Origin of the sequence: Fulvivirga sp. M361, from assembly GCF_007097395.1 — a bacterium.
Taxonomy (GTDB): Bacteria; Bacteroidota; Bacteroidia; order Cytophagales; family Cyclobacteriaceae; genus Fulvivirga.
The window spans coordinates 1-19,790 of record NZ_VKDC01000023.1; the positions used below are offsets into that span (position 1 = coordinate 1).

11 protein-coding genes are annotated in these 19,790 nt (G+C 41.2%); 4 read left to right on the forward strand and 7 right to left on the reverse strand.

Features of this window, described 5'->3' with window-relative positions:
- From FNH22_RS21475 to FNH22_RS21500, 6 genes are all read right to left on the reverse strand, one after another.
- Positions 1-1,043, reverse strand: a 1,043-nt coding sequence (locus tag FNH22_RS21475; protein WP_221420323.1) for a Calx-beta domain-containing protein, incomplete at its 3' end; no start/stop codon positions are given.
- Between the two features lie 25 nt (positions 1,044-1,068).
- Positions 1,069-2,298, reverse strand: coding sequence for a hypothetical protein (locus FNH22_RS21480; protein ID WP_143400507.1), 1,230 nt, complete (start codon positions 2,296-2,298; stop codon positions 1,069-1,071).
- A gap of 11 nt (positions 2,299-2,309) precedes the next feature.
- Positions 2,310-3,371, reverse strand: a complete 1,062-nt coding sequence (locus tag FNH22_RS21485; protein ID WP_185154339.1) for a porin family protein — start codon at positions 3,369-3,371, stop codon at positions 2,310-2,312.
- The gene (locus FNH22_RS21490) at positions 3,346-6,495 is read right to left on the reverse strand and encodes a High-affnity carbon uptake protein Hat/HatR (RefSeq protein ID WP_143400509.1); all 3,150 of its coding nucleotides are present in this window, start codon (positions 6,493-6,495) and stop codon (positions 3,346-3,348) included. The genes FNH22_RS21485 and FNH22_RS21490 overlap by 26 nt, the downstream gene beginning before the upstream one ends.
- Positions 6,492-7,958, reverse strand: a complete 1,467-nt coding sequence (locus FNH22_RS21495) for a DUF4062 domain-containing protein (protein ID WP_143400510.1) — start codon at positions 7,956-7,958, stop codon at positions 6,492-6,494. The genes FNH22_RS21490 and FNH22_RS21495 overlap by 4 nt, the downstream gene beginning before the upstream one ends.
- A gap of 15 nt (positions 7,959-7,973) precedes the next feature.
- Positions 7,974-11,138, reverse strand: a complete 3,165-nt coding sequence (locus FNH22_RS21500) for a cyclic nucleotide-binding domain-containing protein (RefSeq protein WP_143400511.1) — start codon at positions 11,136-11,138, stop codon at positions 7,974-7,976.
- 524 nt (positions 11,139-11,662) lie between these two features.
- Between FNH22_RS21500 and FNH22_RS21505 the strand changes: the two genes are divergently transcribed.
- Positions 11,663-14,002 (forward strand): OmpA family protein, encoded by a 2,340-nt coding sequence (locus FNH22_RS21505; protein ID WP_143400512.1) that lies wholly within the window; start codon positions 11,663-11,665, stop codon positions 14,000-14,002.
- On the opposite strand, the gene FNH22_RS21510 is transcribed toward FNH22_RS21505, so the two are convergent.
- Entirely contained in the window at positions 13,994-15,238 is a 1,245-nt protein-coding gene (locus tag FNH22_RS21510; RefSeq protein WP_143400513.1) for an S-adenosylmethionine:tRNA ribosyltransferase-isomerase, read from the reverse strand. The genes FNH22_RS21505 and FNH22_RS21510 overlap by 9 nt on opposite strands.
- 97 nt (positions 15,239-15,335) lie before the next feature.
- Between FNH22_RS21510 and FNH22_RS21515 the strand changes: the two genes are divergently transcribed.
- From FNH22_RS21515 to FNH22_RS21525, 3 genes are all read left to right on the forward strand, one after another.
- Complete coding sequence (locus tag FNH22_RS21515) at positions 15,336-16,418, forward strand: o-succinylbenzoate synthase (RefSeq protein ID WP_143400514.1); 1,083 nt, start codon at positions 15,336-15,338, stop codon at positions 16,416-16,418.
- A complete protein-coding gene (locus tag FNH22_RS21520) occupies positions 16,415-17,149 on the forward strand; it encodes a VIT1/CCC1 transporter family protein (RefSeq protein ID WP_143400515.1) in 735 nt (244 codons plus the stop codon). The genes FNH22_RS21515 and FNH22_RS21520 overlap by 4 nt, the downstream gene beginning before the upstream one ends.
- A gap of 67 nt (positions 17,150-17,216) precedes the next feature.
- Positions 17,217-19,682 (forward strand): ABC transporter permease, encoded by a 2,466-nt coding sequence (locus tag FNH22_RS21525; RefSeq protein ID WP_143400516.1) that lies wholly within the window; start codon positions 17,217-17,219, stop codon positions 19,680-19,682.
- Positions 19,683-19,790: the final 108 nt, after the last annotated feature.

Sequence of the window (19,790 nt, forward strand, 5' to 3'; positions counted from 1 at the left end):
GACATTACGGTGCCTGGCGTAATGTCGGGACCAGGATTTGATATCTGAATAGAAGCCGTTTCATCAAATTCATCTATAGCATCATCTTCTATGGTAAATGTCACCGTACCCATGTTTGTCCCATTAGCAATGGTGATTGTGGTGTTGCTTAGTATATAATCGTCTGTGGTAATACCTGTCCCTGAAACAGTAACGTCCACAGTCTGTGGTCCGATTACATTTGAAGATGTGGTGGCTATAACATCAATGACGGGTCCTGTTCCCTCTGTACCGGCATTTGCCGAAAGTGAGAGTTCCACTGTGGTGGGGGCAGGGATGTCGTCATCTGTGATGGTAATTGTTTCCTCTTGTGGCGTACTGTCTTCCACACCGTTGGTGACAGAAGCTATTTCTACCGTGAAGCTTTCATCTCCTTCTACGTCGCTATCATCCTGGCCTGTAATAGCTGTAGTAGCGTTCATATCACCGGCTGGAATAACAATGCTGGTTGCTCCCGAGTAGTCGGCCGCTGTGGTGCTGATATTTATGTAGGATAAATTAACGGTAACGTCTTTTCCGGAAATAGCAGATAATTCGGCCGTTAACGTTGTGCTACCGCCATTTTCGGCTATGGTATTTGATGAAGCACTAAGGGTTACTGTGGGTTCCGGATCGTTGTCTGTGATGGTCACATCTAAGGACATTACGGTGCCTGGCGTAATGTCGGGACCAGGATTTGATATCTGAATAGAAGCCGTTTCATCAAATTCATCTATAACATCATCTTCTATGGTAAATGTCACCGTACCCATGTTTGTCCCATCAGCAATGGTGATTGTGGTGTTGCTTAGTATATAATCGTCTGTGGTAATACCTGTTCCTGAAACAGTAACGTCCACAGTCTGTGATCCGATTACATTTGAAGATGTGGTGGCTATAACATCAATGACGGGTCCTGTTCCCTCTGTACCGGCATTTGCCGAAAGTGAGAGTTCCACTGTCTGCCCCAACGACAGCGCACAGATCAATGAAAATAGGGGGATATAAAATAAAGCCTTCATCATGACAAGGGTAGTTGTAGTGTTTTAATCAGAGGTTTCCATCCTGATCTGTTTTAATCAGGATCATGGTTCCTACATCATTGAAATCTTCAGTGCCTAAGAGCAGATAACCGTTATCAGCAGTTTCCAGCACACGTGAGCCTGCTTCATCGTTGACCCCTCCGAATGTTCGTCCTTCACCAGGTGTATCTGTCCAGATGGCGTTACCGGACAGGTCTGTTTTCACCAGATACATGTCCCGTTCACCATTTCCAAAACTTTCCGTAGTACCCAGGGCTACTATTTCATTACGTGAAGTTACCATTACGGACTCTCCTGTGTCATTACCGCTGCCTCCAAATGTTTCAGACCATAATACGTTTCCGGCTGTGCTGATAGAAATAAGAAACATATCATTGTCTCCATTCTCTGTATCGTTTGTAGTACCTACAATGACATAACCGGTAGGACATCGCTTAATATCTGCACCTATATCGTTCCTGCCGTTATTTAATCCTACGGATTCGTCAAAAAAGGTGTTTTTTGAATCAAATGGGGTGGATATAAAACGGATGTCTTGTTCGCCAGGGTTTCTTATAGTGGTACCTGCCCAGGTGATCTCCTGCTCACCCACATGGAAGGACCTCGATACATTGGCTTCGTCTCCAATACCGTATTGCTGTTCCCAGATGACATCAAGATTGGCATTTAGCATGGCCAAATACATATTTTCAGGGGCAGCGCTATTTTCGATCTGTCCAAGTACTATAAATCCACCCTCTTGAGTTAGCTCTATTACACGACCTTTCAAGTTGCCTCCCGGAATAGAGAGTGAGGCTTCATTCAAAAGATTACCGTCCAAAGCTGTTCTCATGATGTATAAATTGGATGATTCTTCGTCATAGATACTATCACCTACCACTATGTAACCGTCTTCCAATGCCAACAGGGACCTGCCCGTGAGGTTGATGCTTTCTTCCTCTGATGCGGGAATGCCTTCCTCCTCAGGGTACAGCCTTTCCCATTCTATATTTCCAAATGCGTCTGTTTTTACCAGATGTATTTTGTCAATTTCTATTTCGGTCAGTTCTGTACGATTACTGGATAGAAATATAAAACCTCCGTCTGTGGTTGTCTTCATATCTTCGGCAACGTCAGAGTTGATATTCCCAAAGAACTTGACAAATGTCCCTGACTCGCCCGGGGCTACATCTGCCTCCGTATTACAGCCAGCCAGGTATACGTTGAAAAAAATCAAAATATAGATAAACTTCTTCATAGGAGCGTATGTCACAGTTTTTTTGGCTTATACAAGGGCAGCAGGTAGCCTACGGAAAGGGCGATACTGTGCAATTTAATATCGTCATGTATATAGCCATAATTAAAGAGCAGTTCCTGATTAGCGTATCGCTTGTCTTCATCCAATTGATTTAAAATGCCGTAGTTAAACCGGGCCTCTATTAAAAGTTGATTTTTTCCCACCTTTAGTTTGATACCACCTCCCAGGATAGCGTTAAAATTCAGTGCGAATCGTTGTTCCATCAAGTCTTCTGTAGGCCCTTCAAAACTTTCATTGCTGGAATTAGTCTGTCCGTTGAGTGTAGAGGATAATGCGTAATTAGCAGAAGCGCCTGCAAATACGTATGGGTTTAATTTGCTGTTATCGATAAGTCTGTACTGAAGTGTAACCGGTAAAGAGGCCGTGAGATGGCTGAAGGTAAATTCTTGCTTTCTAATAAAACGATTCAGCGAATCTATGTTTCCGAAATTATTAACGTAAGTATTAAAATTACCCATCAAATACAACTCAGGGTTTAATGTGAGTTTTTTGGTTAATGGTATTTCAACGCTAAAACCCACCTGGAACCCCGGATCTTTCTGGTATTCTCCATCCGTGCCCTCCAGGTTATGTACACCAAAACTATTTAAGACCTCTACTAACGTGATATTTCCACCTCCCTTAATCCCATAACTGAGGATAGGTGTTGTTCGGAATGTTCCGTACAAGTTGATAAGTTCAGCCGGATCAGCTCCTTCATTGATTTCAAACTGAGGATTGAATTTTAACAATGCCAACATGGCTTCATCCGCTTTTTGAGGCTCGTCCATAAAAATATGCGCCAATGTAAGCAAACGATACGCCAGCGTTTTTTCCTCATCGGTAAAACCGTCCCTCGAATTCAGGCAGCTTTCCAGCAGTACGGGTATTCGCTGCAACTGGCCCTCATCATAGGCAGTTTGTGCACTTCGTAACGATTGTGTACACGTGTTTTGAGCGTAACCGGAGAGTACCATACCAAGTACTAAAAGAGATGCCGATAGTAACTTATTCACCATTGGGGTTGTTTTCACAGGTTTTTTCATAGTCGATGTCCTCGCTAACGAAAAGGGACCATTCGTCTTTGGATAAATTTCTTTCAATTCGGGGACATATTTTGTCAGACATGGCCTCAATGGTAGTAGGCCAGGCCCGGACAAGCGCCTCCCGTGTACCCGCCAGTATCTGATTATTGTCCGGGCTAAAAGCGATAGTCCAAACCCAGGTGGGGTGGTCTTTCAGATTGATAGGTTGTGTGTTTACCTCTTTGCGGTTCCAAAGTTTAACGGTCCGGTCTTTGGATGCCGTGGCAATGAACCTGCCATCTGTACTAAATTCAATTTGATCAATTTCAGAAGTATGACCGATCAACTCGGCAGGACTATCATTACCAAATGGTTCTATCACTTTAATCAATCCATTTACATCTCCTACAGCAATAAAATTATCCTGACTTATGGCGATTGCCTGCAGGTTTTTTCCATGTTGATGAATAACGGATGCTTTGAAGTTGTTCTCAGCATCGAACATCAGCACTTCACCTTTTTTTGATACAGCCAATAGCCATTTGCCATCAGGACTTACCGTTATGTCATTGATCCTGGTTTCATAACTGACTATTTCTTTTACACTCGAAAGATCAGATCGTTTGATACTATGCCCTTCATTGTCCAATGCATAGAATATTTGCTGTTTAGGAACGAATGCTAATTTCCATACCTGTTTTTCAAACCCGTATAATTTCCTGCGATTTGCCTTGTTTTGCAGATCATAGATTTCTGCAAAGGTTTTACCCTGGTCATTTATTGGCAGGTTGCCGGCAGCTACCAGTGTTTTATCATCAGAACTAACCGCCAGTGCCCGGAATAAATAGGATTCGCCCCTTTCCTGTACCAGGGTATCCGCTTCACGGTGTGTGCCATTGACGGACCATCTCAGAATTTTGCCATACGTTCCTGCTGAGTAAACATGGTTTCCACTGGCGCTGGAAGCCAGCGCTCTGATGGCTTTACTATGTCCTTCCAGGCTCTTTGCCATTGGGTCTTCCAGATCGCGCAGCGCTTCATACAGGCCGTAATACACGTCATTATCGTATTTGTTGCCTTCATATTGGGTATTATAATTGTAAGCCTGCTGAGCGAGTAAGCCTTTCAGTATCACCTGTTCTTCCCCTTGTGCTTTCCTAAACTGCGTGGCCTTCACAGCCAGCGCTTTGGCGATAGCCTGGTACCTGAGTTTATCGGCACGTTCTTTTTCTATAATGGCAAGCCGTTCGTTCTCACGGGCCCTTTCTGCATTATTTTCTGCCCTTACTGTAGCCTCCTGAGCACGCTGTTCTTGTTTTTTTGCTTCAGCCTCCTCAAATTCAGCCCGCTCACGCTGTACTTCTGCCAGTTTGAAGTTGGCCTCGGCTTTTTCTTTGGCGCGGTTGGCATCTTCACGGGCAGCTATTGCAGCTAATTTCTCTCTTTCTGCTTCCTCTGCATTTCTTTTAGCTTCATCCGCATTTTTTTTGGCTTGAATGGCATTGGCATCAGCTTCTTCTTTTGCTTCGATAGCTCTGGCCTCATTTCTATCGGCCTGTGTTTTTTGGATAAAAGCATACACAAGGAATAGTAAAGCTATGATGGTAATTCCACCCATTACCAATGCAGTGATCCTTGCAATACGTAGCCTTCGTTTAGCCTGGAGTTCTTTGATGCGTTGCTCCGTCTCAAACTCTTTCCTTGAATATTCAAGGAAGATCATGGTCCGTTCAAAAGCAGGATGGTAACGTTGCCCCCAGACGAGTGTGGGTTTGTGTTTTGCCTGCCAATTGAGTGCCAGCTGTAGATCAGGGGGCCTCCATAGTCCTGCTTTACCAACCTGGTACATGGCAGAGGCCTCTGACAATCGCATGTACATCTGTACAGCGTCAGCCTCATCATCCACCCAGTTTTTCAACCTTACCCATATCCGCATCAGGCTTTCATGAGATATATCTATGATAGACTTGGCATCCAGAGGTACATTGTATGCTGGTGTGAGTAGTGATCTGGAAGGATCTCTGAAACGGTCGATAACTTCAATTACCTCCTGTTCGGAGACATCAGCTATGGCTGCAATCTCGCTTAACCTTGTAGGGCGCCTTATCCCGAAGTTTTCGCCCCGTTTTTCGGTAATCGCCTTGAAAAGTAACTCACAAATGTGCTTTTGGTCTTCATTTAGCTCGTCGTAAGCTTCATTGGCGTGCATGGACAGGGCTTCGGCCATTGTGCCAATAGCCTCATAGTGCTTTATATCAACTTCTTCCTGCAGGTCTCTCGTTCGTGCCCAGTAACTCCATGTACGCATAAGGGCATGCTGTAATATCGGTAGCTGGTCCGGATTATCGCCCAGGTCATTGAGCAACTGTTGTGTCAGACGTTGGGTGATGGCAGCTCCTCCTACAGCCACGGGCCCTTCTATGGCCCTGCGTTTTTGTTCGCGGGTCATTTGCGGGATCAGGTAATGACTATCGTTAAGCTTTTTGGTGAGTTCGGGAAACTGAGCACAGTCTCCGATAAAGTCGGAGCGCATGGTGATTGCCACATAAATGGGGACGTCCATGTGGTTTATGGCCTCCATCAGAAGGTTTACAAACGCCAGTGTTTCATTTACAGTGCCGGTATCTGTATTGTTTTTAAAACGAAAAAGTTCTTCAAATTGATCAACAAGTATCAGGTAGTTCTTATCTTCTGATTTCCTAGATTGCATGACAGCTTCTACCAGTCCCATAGAGCTACTTCGTAGCAGCGTAGTGATGATCGTTTTCTTTATTTTCTGCTCATCTGCGTCTGCTATAAGATACTCTTCATCTTTTTGAAGGAGCGCATCTGCCATGTTCTCGATAGGGCCGCCGCCGGGCCTTGTCACCACAACGTCCCAGTTAGGGCTGGCATCTGTAAGGAAACCACCATAAACAATGGGCAGAACACCACAATATACAAAGGATGACTTACCACTTCCTGACGGACCAATAACACCAACAAATCGGTTTTTAGATAATTTGAGGAGTACTTCATCACTTTGACCTTCCCGGCCGAAGAAGAGATGGCTTTCCTCTATTCTAAAAGGCCGTAATCCAGGGAAAGGATTATCGGCAGTCTTGGTATCCTGACTGACCAACTGAGAACTCATTTGGAAGTTTCGTTAAGTTCTTCTAAAAAAACTTTTAATTCCTTTTCCAGGGCTTTTGTTTCTTGCCTGTCGATAAGGGTAATTTCCTGATTTCCGAAAGTTTTCAAGTCAATCTGTTGTTTTTTCTCACTTATAATGGCCTTTCCTTTTATGGGTTTGTTACGTCCAAAACCAGGGGCTTTCAACAAATCTAATAATTTCATTCTAACCCATTGATCGTTAACACCTCCTTGATAGATTATGGCAGCATCCAGTTCCCGCAGGTTATTAATATGATGCTGCCTTAAATCAAGTAGCTGACCTTCAAATGTAGGGGTTAAGACGTTGTATCCTGCTTTTTCGAGATAGGTTTTTAACTTATTTACGGGTTTACTGTCCATTTTGTCATGGACGATGTAAACGTTTTGTCCCGCCTGGTCATCCATTACTTCTCTCTTCACTAATTGAATATCCAACCGTTTTTCAATGAGTTGCTCTCTGATAATATTTTTAAAATCTTCGAGCGGGGTCTGTAGAATTTCTGCGCCTTCTGTTGAAGAAATATCCCTTTTAATGCCTTCAATAAAAGCCAATTGTCTTTCATTGGCATAGTCTAATCTTGGCGCTATCCATATAAGTCGTGCAAATTTGGTCTTGTCTTTAACTCGTGCACTTTTTTCTGCGGAGAATTGATTTTGTAAGTCTACAATAGATTTATCAGAGCCTTCCGGAATGCCTCCATAAGAGTTGCCTATCAAGTGTATGGAGTAATTGCATTCTTCCAATTGATCTATCACCACCTTTTTGAGTCGCTGAACTTCAGAAGGAAGAATATGGTCAGGCAATACACGATATCCATGACGCTGCAACTCACGCTTAATGATGTTTCGTTGTATCACCAGATCATGACCGGTTTCAGCCAGGTAAACTGATTTATTTGAATAAATGGACTTAATTTCTGATTTGACACTCTTCGTGTTTAGATCTAACAATCCTTTTTGAATGTCATAGGCAAGATCTACCATTTTCATCCAAAAACCTCTTTCGGCCTCGAAAGTGAAGAAGTTGGTGTAATCTTCTGTTTCACCGGTGCCTACATTAATATTAAATAGTTCATAACCGATCTGGTTACTAAGCACAGGTGGTTGTTCATCCACAAGTAAAGGCCTTTTTAATACTTTAAAAATACGACTGTTTGCTTCCTTACCAGCACTTTGAACGAAATCTTCCAGGTATCCCATGCATTTAGGCGAAGCCAGGTAGGAGTGAGACAGTACGGGCATGAAAGTTGCTACCTTGCTCATATCAGCACCGGCTAACTCATCATGTTCAGATTTTAACAGAATATTAGGTTTGTTACCAACGACCTGGATCAATACCAGTTCAAGGAATTTTTTAAAATCTTCTACCCATCCCTGTTGAAACTCCGTGGGGTGATTATCTGCTTCTGCATAGGCAATTAATACATCAATTTCGTAAGCCATCTATACTATATTAAATTATTTAGCCACTTTCACAAGTTTTTTTTCCATGTTCTTGAGAAACACCTGTGCCAATTCATAATGATTTGACATGGCATTGTAAAAGTCATGGACGGATAACTCAAATATCACGGCGTCACTTAAGCATTGTAATTCATCAGCCAGTACTTGTTCTCCGGTTTTCATTAAATTACCAAACACGTCCCCTTTCATTAAATGTATGATCTCTTTTCCGTCATGTCTTACAGATACTTCCCCTTCTGAAATAATAAAGAGCTGTTCTTCCTGGGCTTGTTGTTTAATTTTTATCGAATGACCTTCAGACAGGTTCCTGTTGGACATCTTATCGGCCATTTCTGATAAAATAACCCCTTTTATATTCTTAAATTCAGGTACGTTTTTCACAAACATTACCATTTCTACATAAAGATAGAAGCCGTCCATGAGCCCTTCATGTAATTGGTTTCTTTCTATTGAGAGTTGGAGGTTTTTTCTTACTTCAGGCTTTAATCGTTGAGAAATACTAAGGTAAGCCTCAGCATCTTTATGATAGATGACCCAGGCAGCTACTTCCTGAAGCATTTCATCTCTGTTAAACAATTGGGCCACAAGTCCGCGGCTAATGCGGAAATCCGGCATAAAAGCGGTAGCATGAATAGCACAAGCTTTGGTCCATCTGTTCGTTTGGTTGTAATTCCTGTTCAGCAGGTAGTTGAGGGTTTGAATAGGGGTATAGTTTTCTCTTGGAAAATGGATTTGTAGCTGACGGATCTTATTCTCTACAGGAATGTCATCAATGAGCGGGAACAACTTGGGTTTAAGATCCGGGGCCAGGAACAGGTCCATCAATTCTATGGCAAAAGCAGCGCCATCTGAGGTTTCACTTTCAGCATTTTGTCTTACCAACTGCACCGACTGCGGGTCATATAGTATGGACAAAAGCATGTATATCATATCGAAGTTGTCTTTTACTTCTTCTCCCAGTGCATCTCTCAGTGGATTGAAATGCTTCTCGTCAGAAAGCTCTGAAATAGCAGCAATATTCCAGATGGCCTTACCGATCTCATTTTCGAGTAGATTAGTAATGCTGGTGGCTTCTCTGCCAATCGCCTGGTAGTTATAATACCTTAATGATTGTAGAATTTGTGTTACTATACGCCTGTCCGGGAATTCAATTTTTTTCCATAAGAGTTGCATAGCTTCCAGACCTCCGATTCTGCCTATGATCTGTACGATCTTCAACATTACCATATCACTCTGTCCGGATTTATGGAAAGCGTTTTCCAGGTGAAATAAGCTGGACTTACCGGCTTCCGTTAAAGCTGCTGCAGCCGCACTGCAATAGGTGGATGAATCCAGCAGGTCTATCAACAGGCCCCAGGTCTCCTTGAGCTTAAGTTTTCTGGCCGTGACAAGTGCTTCGGCCTTGACGTTAGGGTCAATATCCCGAAGTAATTCAAGAAGGATAAAAATGTTTTTCTCTCCTGTTACCCTTCTCAGCAGTTTGACGGCCAGTAAACGATCCTGACTCTTTATGGATTTACTCAGTTTTTCGAGTTTATCTGCATCAATCGAAATATGATCACTCACTTCAACATGGTCTGCTGCCTGCCTGGCCAGTAAGCCTATTTCTGAAGACTTATCAAATTCAAGGTCCAGTTTCAATGCCTGTTCTTTTGCAAAACCCTTTAATTCTGGTGAGTCACTCTTAAGTAGTTTTAAAACCGAAGATTCGAATAACGATGGTTCCAGCTTTTCCATAAGCTTCAAGCTGTAAAGTACTTTTTCATGTGCTTTACTTTTTAATTCATTTTCCAGTATCCGGTCTACGCCATATTCCCGGGCCGCATCATCTTTATTACTTTGATTCCGGTTCTGTACAAGTGAATCCTGTAGTGTATGCCTGTAATTATTGTGCATTTTTTGTGTTACAACATACCAAATGGCAATAACCGGTAAGGTGAATACCGATATATATATTAAGTCAAGACCACGGATGTTTTCTATGACGATCAACAGCGCACCTGCTACAAGACCTGAAAATGCAGTTACCACACCTTCAATCTTTGTTTGTACATCAAATCGGATAGTGCTGTTGATAGGGAGGAAGTACAGCTTAAATGCCGGACCATCCAATGCATCTTTTAGCGAGGCATTAAATAGTTTGCTCATCGAAATAATGATGAAGAAGAAAATCAGTGATCCGCTGTCTGCGGTGTACCCAAATACAGATCCGATAAACACGGCGGCAATCGTAAATAAACCTATCAGTATCGGATTGATAAGTAAGGATACTTTGAGTCCATAGATGGCAATGATCCTATCTGTAACGAAAGTTTGAAAGAGAAAGCTAAAAATGACTATTGTCGCTTCAAAATAACTCAGAAAGTTTGGCAGGCTATTCTCATCGAATTGCATCTTGGTTACATTCAGAAAAGAATAGTCCACGAAATTTACCGCTATCATTGAAACACTAACGAAAAGCGCCATTAAAGCGATGTATTTGTTTTTAAAGATCGCCGAATAGCGAACACGGCTGGCCTGACTTTTGATAGATTCTATGAACAGGTTTTTGTTCAGTATCAAAAGCACATTCAATAGTAAACCTCCTATACTCGCAATGCTGATCAATAATAGGTCCGCCGTAGTGATGTAGTTAAGCAAGAGGGGTATGGAGAAAAGGGCGATGATCGAAGCGATGAGTTGACCGGTATCAATACTACCTATAATCCTTTTTGACTGCCTTAAGTTGAACATTCTGCCAAAAACACCCCAAAAAACAAGGAGTACAATAAAGTTGGAAGGTACAATGAAGGTGAAGGCAAAGAAATAAACCGGGCTCAGGTTTTCGAAGGTTTCCAGGCTCCATTCTATCCCTATTAAAACAACGGCAATGATCAGCAATGCACTTATGGTCAAGAAACCAAAGGAAATACGACCTTGAAAAAAATTATATATGGCAGTGAAAAGAATTCCTAATAGCCCGGAAGTGATAATGGCAAGAGGAAGTTGCTTTTCAAGATCAGCTTCATCTATGTTGGTCAAAAACAAACTGGAGGCACCCACATCAAGTGTAGCAAGGAATATACCCATGAAAAAGCCCATTCCCAGAAGTGAAAATACCCGGGACGCCTCTGCTTCTTCTACATCAAGAAGCTTGTATACCGTATGCTTAAAACCCATAGAAAATTAAAGCCAACTAAATTACATCATATATATTTAAAAAAGTTGAGTAGTACGTAATAGCTTACTCAATTCTCTTCTTATCTACACCATTTCTTACATATGCCATTGTCATTGCATAATATAATCTTTGACTTAAGTTTGAATAGAAATGCTCTTATAAACATACAATAAACATAAAGTAGTCGATTTCTAAAAACTTTATCAGTGTATTATTTTTTATAGTTATACTATAAGTAAGAATATGTTTGAAAAGGTAACCCACTTATGATATGGGGGGTTATGAGTTTAATTATGAGTATTGCACAAGGAGAATTAATGTTTGGTTTTCTCGCAAACTATTTGAAATGTAAGTGGCTTTATTTTAATTGAAAAGTCTAACTATCTGTTTAACAGGATTCTTAAATAGTTCTATGATGAATATCATAGGAGTCCTGGTAAGTATCAGGAGGTGTCAGAGTATTGAATAAATTCATTATTTTTGTTCAATAGTATTAATATTAAAAGGTTTAATTCTTAGTCTTATGGCTTTCATTTTTTTAACTAAAGGATACAAAGTCTTTATTCTTTGCCTGTTTCTGGCTTTATCAATTAATGTCCTGGGGCAGAGTATTGATAAAAAGGTTTACAGTGCGGATAAGTACTTTAAGATCAGAAATTACGAAGCTGCTTTAACACTTTATCTTGAGGTATTAGAAAAAGGTGTGGAAGACCCCATTATCTTATACCGTACTGCTTTGTGTTATGAAAAAGCTGATGAAATTGATGAACAGGTAAAGTCCATACCTTATTTCGAAAGAGCAATAAAGACAGGTATGGATGAGTTACCAGCCAGTGTATATTTTGATCTGGGTAGCGCGTACCATAAAAATGAACAAATAGAAAAGGCATTAGAATACTATGGTAAGTTCAAAAGTACCATAAAAAATGATCCTCAGATGGTTCAGAAGGCAGAGAAGGCGCTACAAGAAGCAACAAATGCTTTGGCACTAATGGGGAACCCTCGCAGTGTGGAAATATTTAGTCAGGGACCGGTCATAAACTCGGAATACACAGAATATAATCCAATAGTATCCGCAGATGAGAGTGTATTGGCATTTACTGCGCTACGCCCCAACACGGGCCGGACCAGATCCAGTGAAAAATTTATTGAAGATGTATACATAGCCTATAATATTTCAGGAGCATGGTCTCAGCCTGAAAAGATTGAAATTGTTTCTAATTATAATGTAGGAACGGCAGGGTTATCTGTTGATGGACAAAGAATGTTGGTTTTTATAGGTGGAGCTGAAGGAACGGGAAATTTGTATTCTATAGATAAATCAGGCAAGGAATGGTCAAAACCCGTGACTCTTGGTAATCAGATCAACTCAAGAAATCTTGAGACTACAGCCAGCCTTACCCCGGACGGTAAAACGATTTATTTTGCGAGCAATCGTCCAGGAGGATACGGTGGTCTGGATTTATATAAATCAGAGAAGCTTGAATCCGGGGAGTGGGGTGAGCCGGTTAACCTTGGGGGAGAAGTAAACTCCAAATATGATGAAGACGCACCTTTCATTCATCCTGACCAATGGACGCTGTTCTTTACTTCCGATGGACATAATACCATGGGGGGAAGGGATATTTTTGTTACCCGTTTGTTTAACGGGGCCTGGACAACACCTGAGAATATGGGGTATCCTATCAATACTACAGCAAATGACGACTACTTTACACTGACGGCTGATGGTCGCAGGGCATATTTTTCTTCTGACAGAAAGGGAGGCAAAGGGGGGCAGGATATTTACAGCTTGAATATGCCGGAAGAGGAAGCTAATATACCTCTTACCATGGTTAAAGGTCAAATATTAAATGGAGAGGATAACAAGCCATTGCACACTAAGATCTATGTAATTGATTTGGAGTCTGGTAAAAAGTTGGATTTTGTTTATCAACCCGACCCTAAAACAGGTAACTACCTCATTATATTGCCACCGGCGAAGAATTACGATATGATTATCGAATCCGAAGGCTTTCTACCATACACATTAAACATCAATGTACCTGGTCAAACTTACTTTTATGAGCTTTATCAGCGTATTTACCTTAAAACGATCAAACAGTTTGATGTTGTGGTAGGACAATCGGTAGAAGTGAAAAACGCTTTTTATGATACACATGAGGATGCTGTAACAGATATAAGAGAAACACATGAAGCAGCCCTGGTACAGAGCGATAGTATTGATATATACGATCTGATGAACGATTTAATAGCTGCTAACGACCAAAAAGGCATAGATTATCTGACCAGTTTGATCTATCGGACGAATCCTATTGATGATGTCAGTTTTATAGAGATCGGTAGTCTTGAAGAGGCCACCCGTGTATATTACTATGATGAAAGTGACGAGAGTAAATTTGAGAAAAAAGAGGTTGACGGAAGAACGATCTTTTCACTTCCCACTATGTTTGTTACCGAAGAGGCTGCCAGGCAGAAGAACAAAGCACCAACCCCTAAAGTGGATATGACCTTGTTACAGGAAGAAGTAAAAATATATTTTGAGGCGGGTAAAAGTGATTTGAAACTCACTTATTATAATAAGCTGGATGCACTTTTAGAGAAGTTAAAGACCAATGACCAACTTGGAGTACAGATATCGGGTTATGCCTCTTCGGAAGGTTCAGAAGATTCTAACCGGAATCTGTCCAATCGGCGGGCGATTTCTGTGCTGGATTATATCAATCAGAAAGGAATAGTGCGACGAAGAATTATCGCCAGGGGATATGGGGCAACCAAAGACGAAAAGTCCAGTGCTGAAGAGAGCAGAAGAGTTGAGATCAAACTAGTGGACCTTAATGATCAGAAACTTACCTTAAAATAGTGAAAGCTTTTTTTCATTTCCTTGACCGGAGGAAGATGAAGGTATAAGCAATGAACTGTCACCATAACTGAGAAAACGATAGTTATTTTGTAATGCTTCTTCATACACTTTTCGCCAATCTTCACCTATAAAGGCCGCGATGAGCAAGATTAATGTTGAACCTGGTAAATGGTAATTGGTGACTAAGCCATTACAAATTTTGAACGAATAGCCTGGAAAAATAAAGATTTCAGTGCTGCCACTTATTTCATCCAATTCAGTATCCGTCATATGGTCTAATACTGCTTTTATAGCCGTTTTTGCATTCGGAAGCGATTCGTTGAGAACGTATGGACGAAGTTTTTCGATGTGAAAATCCTGTTTGTTTTTTAATAATAGATCTACACCATACCAATACAGACTCTCCAGTGTTCTCAGCGATGTAGTACCCACGGCGATGATGTCATCACTTGCCATAATACTTTCCAGATTAGCCTTCGTTACAGTAACCTGTTCATGGTGCATGGGGTGTTTCATGATGTTGTCAGATTTGATAGGCTGAAATGTGCCTGCACTGACGTGCAATGTCAGGTAATCTGTTTTAATACCTTTCAGGTGAAGGTTAGCAAGTACTTTATTATCAAAGTGTAGCCCCGCAGTGGGTGCCGCAACAGCTCCTTCTTGTGCTGAGTAAACGGTCTGGTATCGTTCTTTGTCCGTTTCACTAACTTCTCTTCGGATATAAGGGGGCAGGGGTATTTTACCTGCTAACTGCAGTAAATCGACAAAGGAATGATCACTTTTCCAGTTGAATTCAACAATTTGTTCATCACGGTCTACTATTGAAGCGGAGATAGTAAGTACTTCATCTAAATACAGGCTCAGGGGTATGTTATCTTTCCATTTTTTTAAGTTGCCAATCATACATTTCCATTGGCATTGCCCTTTTATCAGCATGGCTGAAGCAACATCCGGCGTTGGGGATACAGGTTCTAATAAAAATACTTCAATTAATGCACCTGTTTCTTTAAAGAAATGAAGGCGCGCAGGTATTACACGTGTATTGTTGAAAAAAAGAGTGGCATTTTCAGGAAGAAGTTCACTAATGTCTTTGAATTGATGATGCTCTATAGTCCCTTTTTGATAACAGAGCAATTTTGAATCACTTCTTTCTTTTAGAGGAAACTTGGCGATTTTTTCTTCCGGTAAGTTATACTGAAACTTTTTGAGGTCAATATTGGGCAAATCCTGTGTCATCGTGGCACAAATATAGTGTTAACTCATGGTACCACGGCATCCTTTGTTTCAATCAAACTGAACTTGATTATATTTGACATTTATCAGATCACATAATATGCTCAAGGCTTCTTATAAGAAATATACTCTTGGCTTTAAATTCAATGCAGGCACTTCCAGAGGCATACTTAAAGAAAAAGATACCTGGTTGATCAAAGTGTGGGATGAAAAACGGCCCGATCATTTTGGACTTGGTGAAGCAGGGCCCTTGAAAAAACTGAGTATCGATGATTATGAGGGTTTTGAAGACAAATTAGAAGAAATACTCCATCATTTAGAAGGTTACTCCTTACCGGATAACGCTGATGATATTTACCAGCTTTCGGCACAGTTGGCGAGTTCAATGCCTTCCATCCGATTCAGTTTAGAAACAGCTCTGCTTGACCTGAATCATGGCGGGGTCAGACGTTTGTTTGACAATGGTTTTTACAGGGATGAGGAACCTATCGCTATTAACGGTTTGATCTGGATGGGACATGTGGAATCGATGCTTTCACAGATAGCAAATAAGATAGCTGAAGGTTTTGATTGCATCAAAATGAAAATAGGTTCTCTTGATTTTGAGAGGGAATGTGATGTTCTGGAATATGTACGAAGGAGATATTTTCAAAAAGAGCTCACGCTAAGAGTAGATGCTAATGGTGCTTTCAAGCCTGACGAAGCGATGGGTAAACTTTCAATGCTCTCTAAATTTAGTTTGCATTCTATCGAACAGCCCATTGCGCCCGGGCAGCATGCTTTGATGGCACAATTATGCCGATCTTCACCGGTACCCATTGCGTTGGACGAAGAATTGATCGGGATTAACGGAATGGGTGATAAACGAGCATTGCTGGAGAAGATACGACCACAGTTCATCATTTTAAAACCCACGTTGATTGGTGGTATAAAGTCAAGCCTTGAATGGATATCGGTGGCGAATGACCTGGACATCCGCTGGTGGATCACATCTGCACTGGAATCTAACATAGGACTGAATGCTATTTCGCAATTTACAGCTCAGGTGAATGCGGAGGGCCATCAAGGTCTTGGTACAGGAAATTTGTACCATAATAATATACCATCTCCACTTACGGTTAACGAGGGATTTATACGATATCGGTCTGCCGCTTCCTGGGATTTATCTTCCATATACCCATGACTGAGGTTCATTCAGAAACATCTCTTCACTCAGGCAATAGAGTTTGGGGTTTTAACAAAGATTATATTTCTGAATTCGTATATGGAGGAATAGATGGTGCGATCACCACCTTTGCTGTGGTGGCAGGGGCTACCGGTGCTGAAGCAGGGATTTATTGGGTGTTGATATTTGGCTTTGCTAATCTTATTGCCGATGGCTTTTCGATGTCCGTAGGTAACTTTTTTTCAGTGAAAGCAGAACGTGACAATTTTGAGAAGCATAAAAAAATTGAATATTGGGAAGTGGAGCATTTACCGGATAAAGAGATTCAGGAGATACGTGATATCTATAGAAATAAAGGTTTTAAAGGAGAATTGCTGGAACGAGTGGTAGATGTGATAACAACGGATAGGGATGTTTGGGTAGATACCATGATGAAAGAAGAACTTGAAATGACAAAAGATACCAAATCACCTTTTAAAACGGCATTAGCTACTTTTTTGTCGTTCAATATTATTGGTATTATTCCGCTGTTATCTTACGTTACATCTGCTTTATTTGAATTTAAAGGGCATTTGTTTTTAATTTCCTGCGTAGCTACCGGTATTGCCCTAATGCTTGTAGGATACCTTAAAAGTGAGGTGACTGCTACTTCTCATTGGAAAGGTATGCTCGAAACTTTTCTGTTGGGAGGGCTGGCTGCTTTACTTGCTTATTTTGCAGGAGATTTGTTAGGCAGTTACTTTTTATGAAAAAAAATGTAACTTTTTGCCTAAGATCGAGTCTCTGTTTAATAACAACACGTTAAAACTCAATTACATGCTCACCAATTATTTCAAGACTGCTTTGAGAAGCATTCTTAAAACCAGGATATTTTCATTGATTAACATTTCAGGACTGGCGATAGGTACGGCTGCTTTTCTCCTGATTACGCTCTATGTTCAGTTCGAACTGAGCTATGATAAGATGCACCGTAACTCCGAAAATATCTATCGCGTGCAGCTGGACCAGTACTTGAATAATGAACTGGCAATCTCGAGTGCCGAGTGTTATCCCGGAGTAGGGCCGGCTTTACTCGAAGAGCTTCCGGAAGTGACCAGTTATTCCCGCCTTTATAACATGGGATACAAAAATAATGTGGTGATCACTTATGAAGGCGCACCAAACGGACCTATTCAATATAAGCATCGTAAGTTTTTGTATGCAGATTCATCATTCCTACCCCTATTTGGTCATTCTTTGAAATATGGTTCAGTGGAAAAGGCATTATCAGACCCTTTTACAGCTGTTATATCCGAAGAATATGCTAAAATGTATTTCGGGGAAGAGAATCCCATCGGCAAAATGTTACGTCTCCGTGATGATGATTATAATGATGAGTTATGCACCATCACTGGTGTTTTTCAAAAATTACCCCAAAATACACACTTGAAATTTGATATTCTCTTTTCTTACAAGACTTTGATCGCTCGTGGTGACTGGGCTCCGGCACGTTATGATGCTAGTTGGCAAAGGGAGGATATGTATGTCTATGTAGAATTACGTCCCGGGACGGATGCGGATAAGGTGGAAAGCAAACTGCCGGCACTGGTAGATAAGTACTCTCCAGGGTTGGCAGATCAAAACAGAGAAGATATTCTCAGGCTACAGCCACTTGAAAGTATCCACTTACACTCCCGGCTTGCCGAAGAGGCTGAACCCAATGCGAAAGCTGATAACGTTTATATCCTAGGTGTTATAGCTGTATTTATACTGATCATTGCCTGGATCAATTACATCAATCTTTCTACGGCAAAGGCTATGGAAAGAGCCAATGAGGTAGGTGTGCGCAAAGCTATGGGTGCATTGCGAAACCAACTCATGTGGCAGTTCCTTATGGAGTCTGCGATAATAAATTTGATTGCTTTACTATTATCTTTGATAATTATTGTTCTTGTCCTCCCTATGTTCAACGGACTTTCAGGCATGGGCTTAACCATGTTGGACCTTTTAGCTCCCTGGTTTCTCTTGACATCAGTCTCTCTCTGGTTTATGGGTACTTTGCTCTCCGGATTATACCCGGCATTCATTCTTTCTTCATTCAAACCGGTAAGCGTTTTGAAAAACAAACTGAAGAAATCCAGCGGAGGTGCGATTTTAAGAAAATCATTGGTAGTGTTCCAATTCACCGCATCGGTAGCACTTATAGCAGGTACCATTATCGTGTACAATCAACTGAACTTCATGATGAACAAAAGCATAGGCATGGATATAGACAGAGTGTTGGTAGTAGAGCGTCCGGGAGTAGTGTCAAGGGATCGTGACGTTATTCAAAGTAATATTGATGTTTTTAGAAACAGTACTTTGGAAAATCCGGAAATAAAGGCATTGGCTACTTCCCTGACCATACCAGGGAAGAAAAGAGAATACAAAATGGGGGTTAAAAAGTATGGAGATAGTGACGAAAATGAAATTGTTGTTCGGATCAATAGCATGGATTATGATTTTGTAGACGTATTTGACATGGAAGTACTGGCAGGTAGAACGTTTTCAAAAGATTATCCAAATGATCCTGACACAGCCATGGTCATTACGGCCTCTGTGGCTCATTTACTAGGGTATGAGAATTTGGAGGATGCGGTAGGACAGACTTTATATAGCAATCAGTTCCAGTGGTCAGGTATAATTATTGGTGTGGTTAATGACTACCATCAGGAAGCCCTTCAGAAAGCGTTAGATCCCGTATTGTTTTATTGCACACCTTACAACGGTGAATTTTATTCTATGAAAATATCCGGCGCGCATACCGATGATGTGATCAAACATGTCAATGAAAGTTGGAATAAGGCATTTCCCGGGAATCCATTCGAGTATTTCTTCCTGGATGATTATTTTAACCAGCAGTATATGAGTGAAAAGAAGTTTGGGGGCTTGTTTACCACTTTTGCCGTTATTGCGGTTTTTGTGGGTTGCCTGGGGCTGTTGGGCTTGTCTTCTTTTACGGCACGACAAAAAACCAAAGAGATTGGTGTAAGAAAAGTTTTAGGTTCTTCTGTTGCGGCTATCGTTTATCTTTTATCTCTGGATTTTGTTAAGCTTATTTTGCTGTCTACCGCTATTGCCGTACCCATCACTTATTACTTGATGGACCAATGGCTGGATACGTTTGCTTATCAAACTACCATGCCGATTATGGCTTATATTCTTGCCGGGAGTGCTGTTTTATTCGTTGCCTTTGTTACCGTTAGTTTTCAGACTGTAAAAGCTGCTCGTGCAAATCCTGTAGATTCGTTACGCTATGAGTAGCTAGTGTCGTCAATGATTAAATGATGTGTCCGATGTAGATCAGATCATGCATGGTGTTTGTAAGTGCCAGCATTATTCGATGGGTTAGCAGTAAGCAATAATATGTTG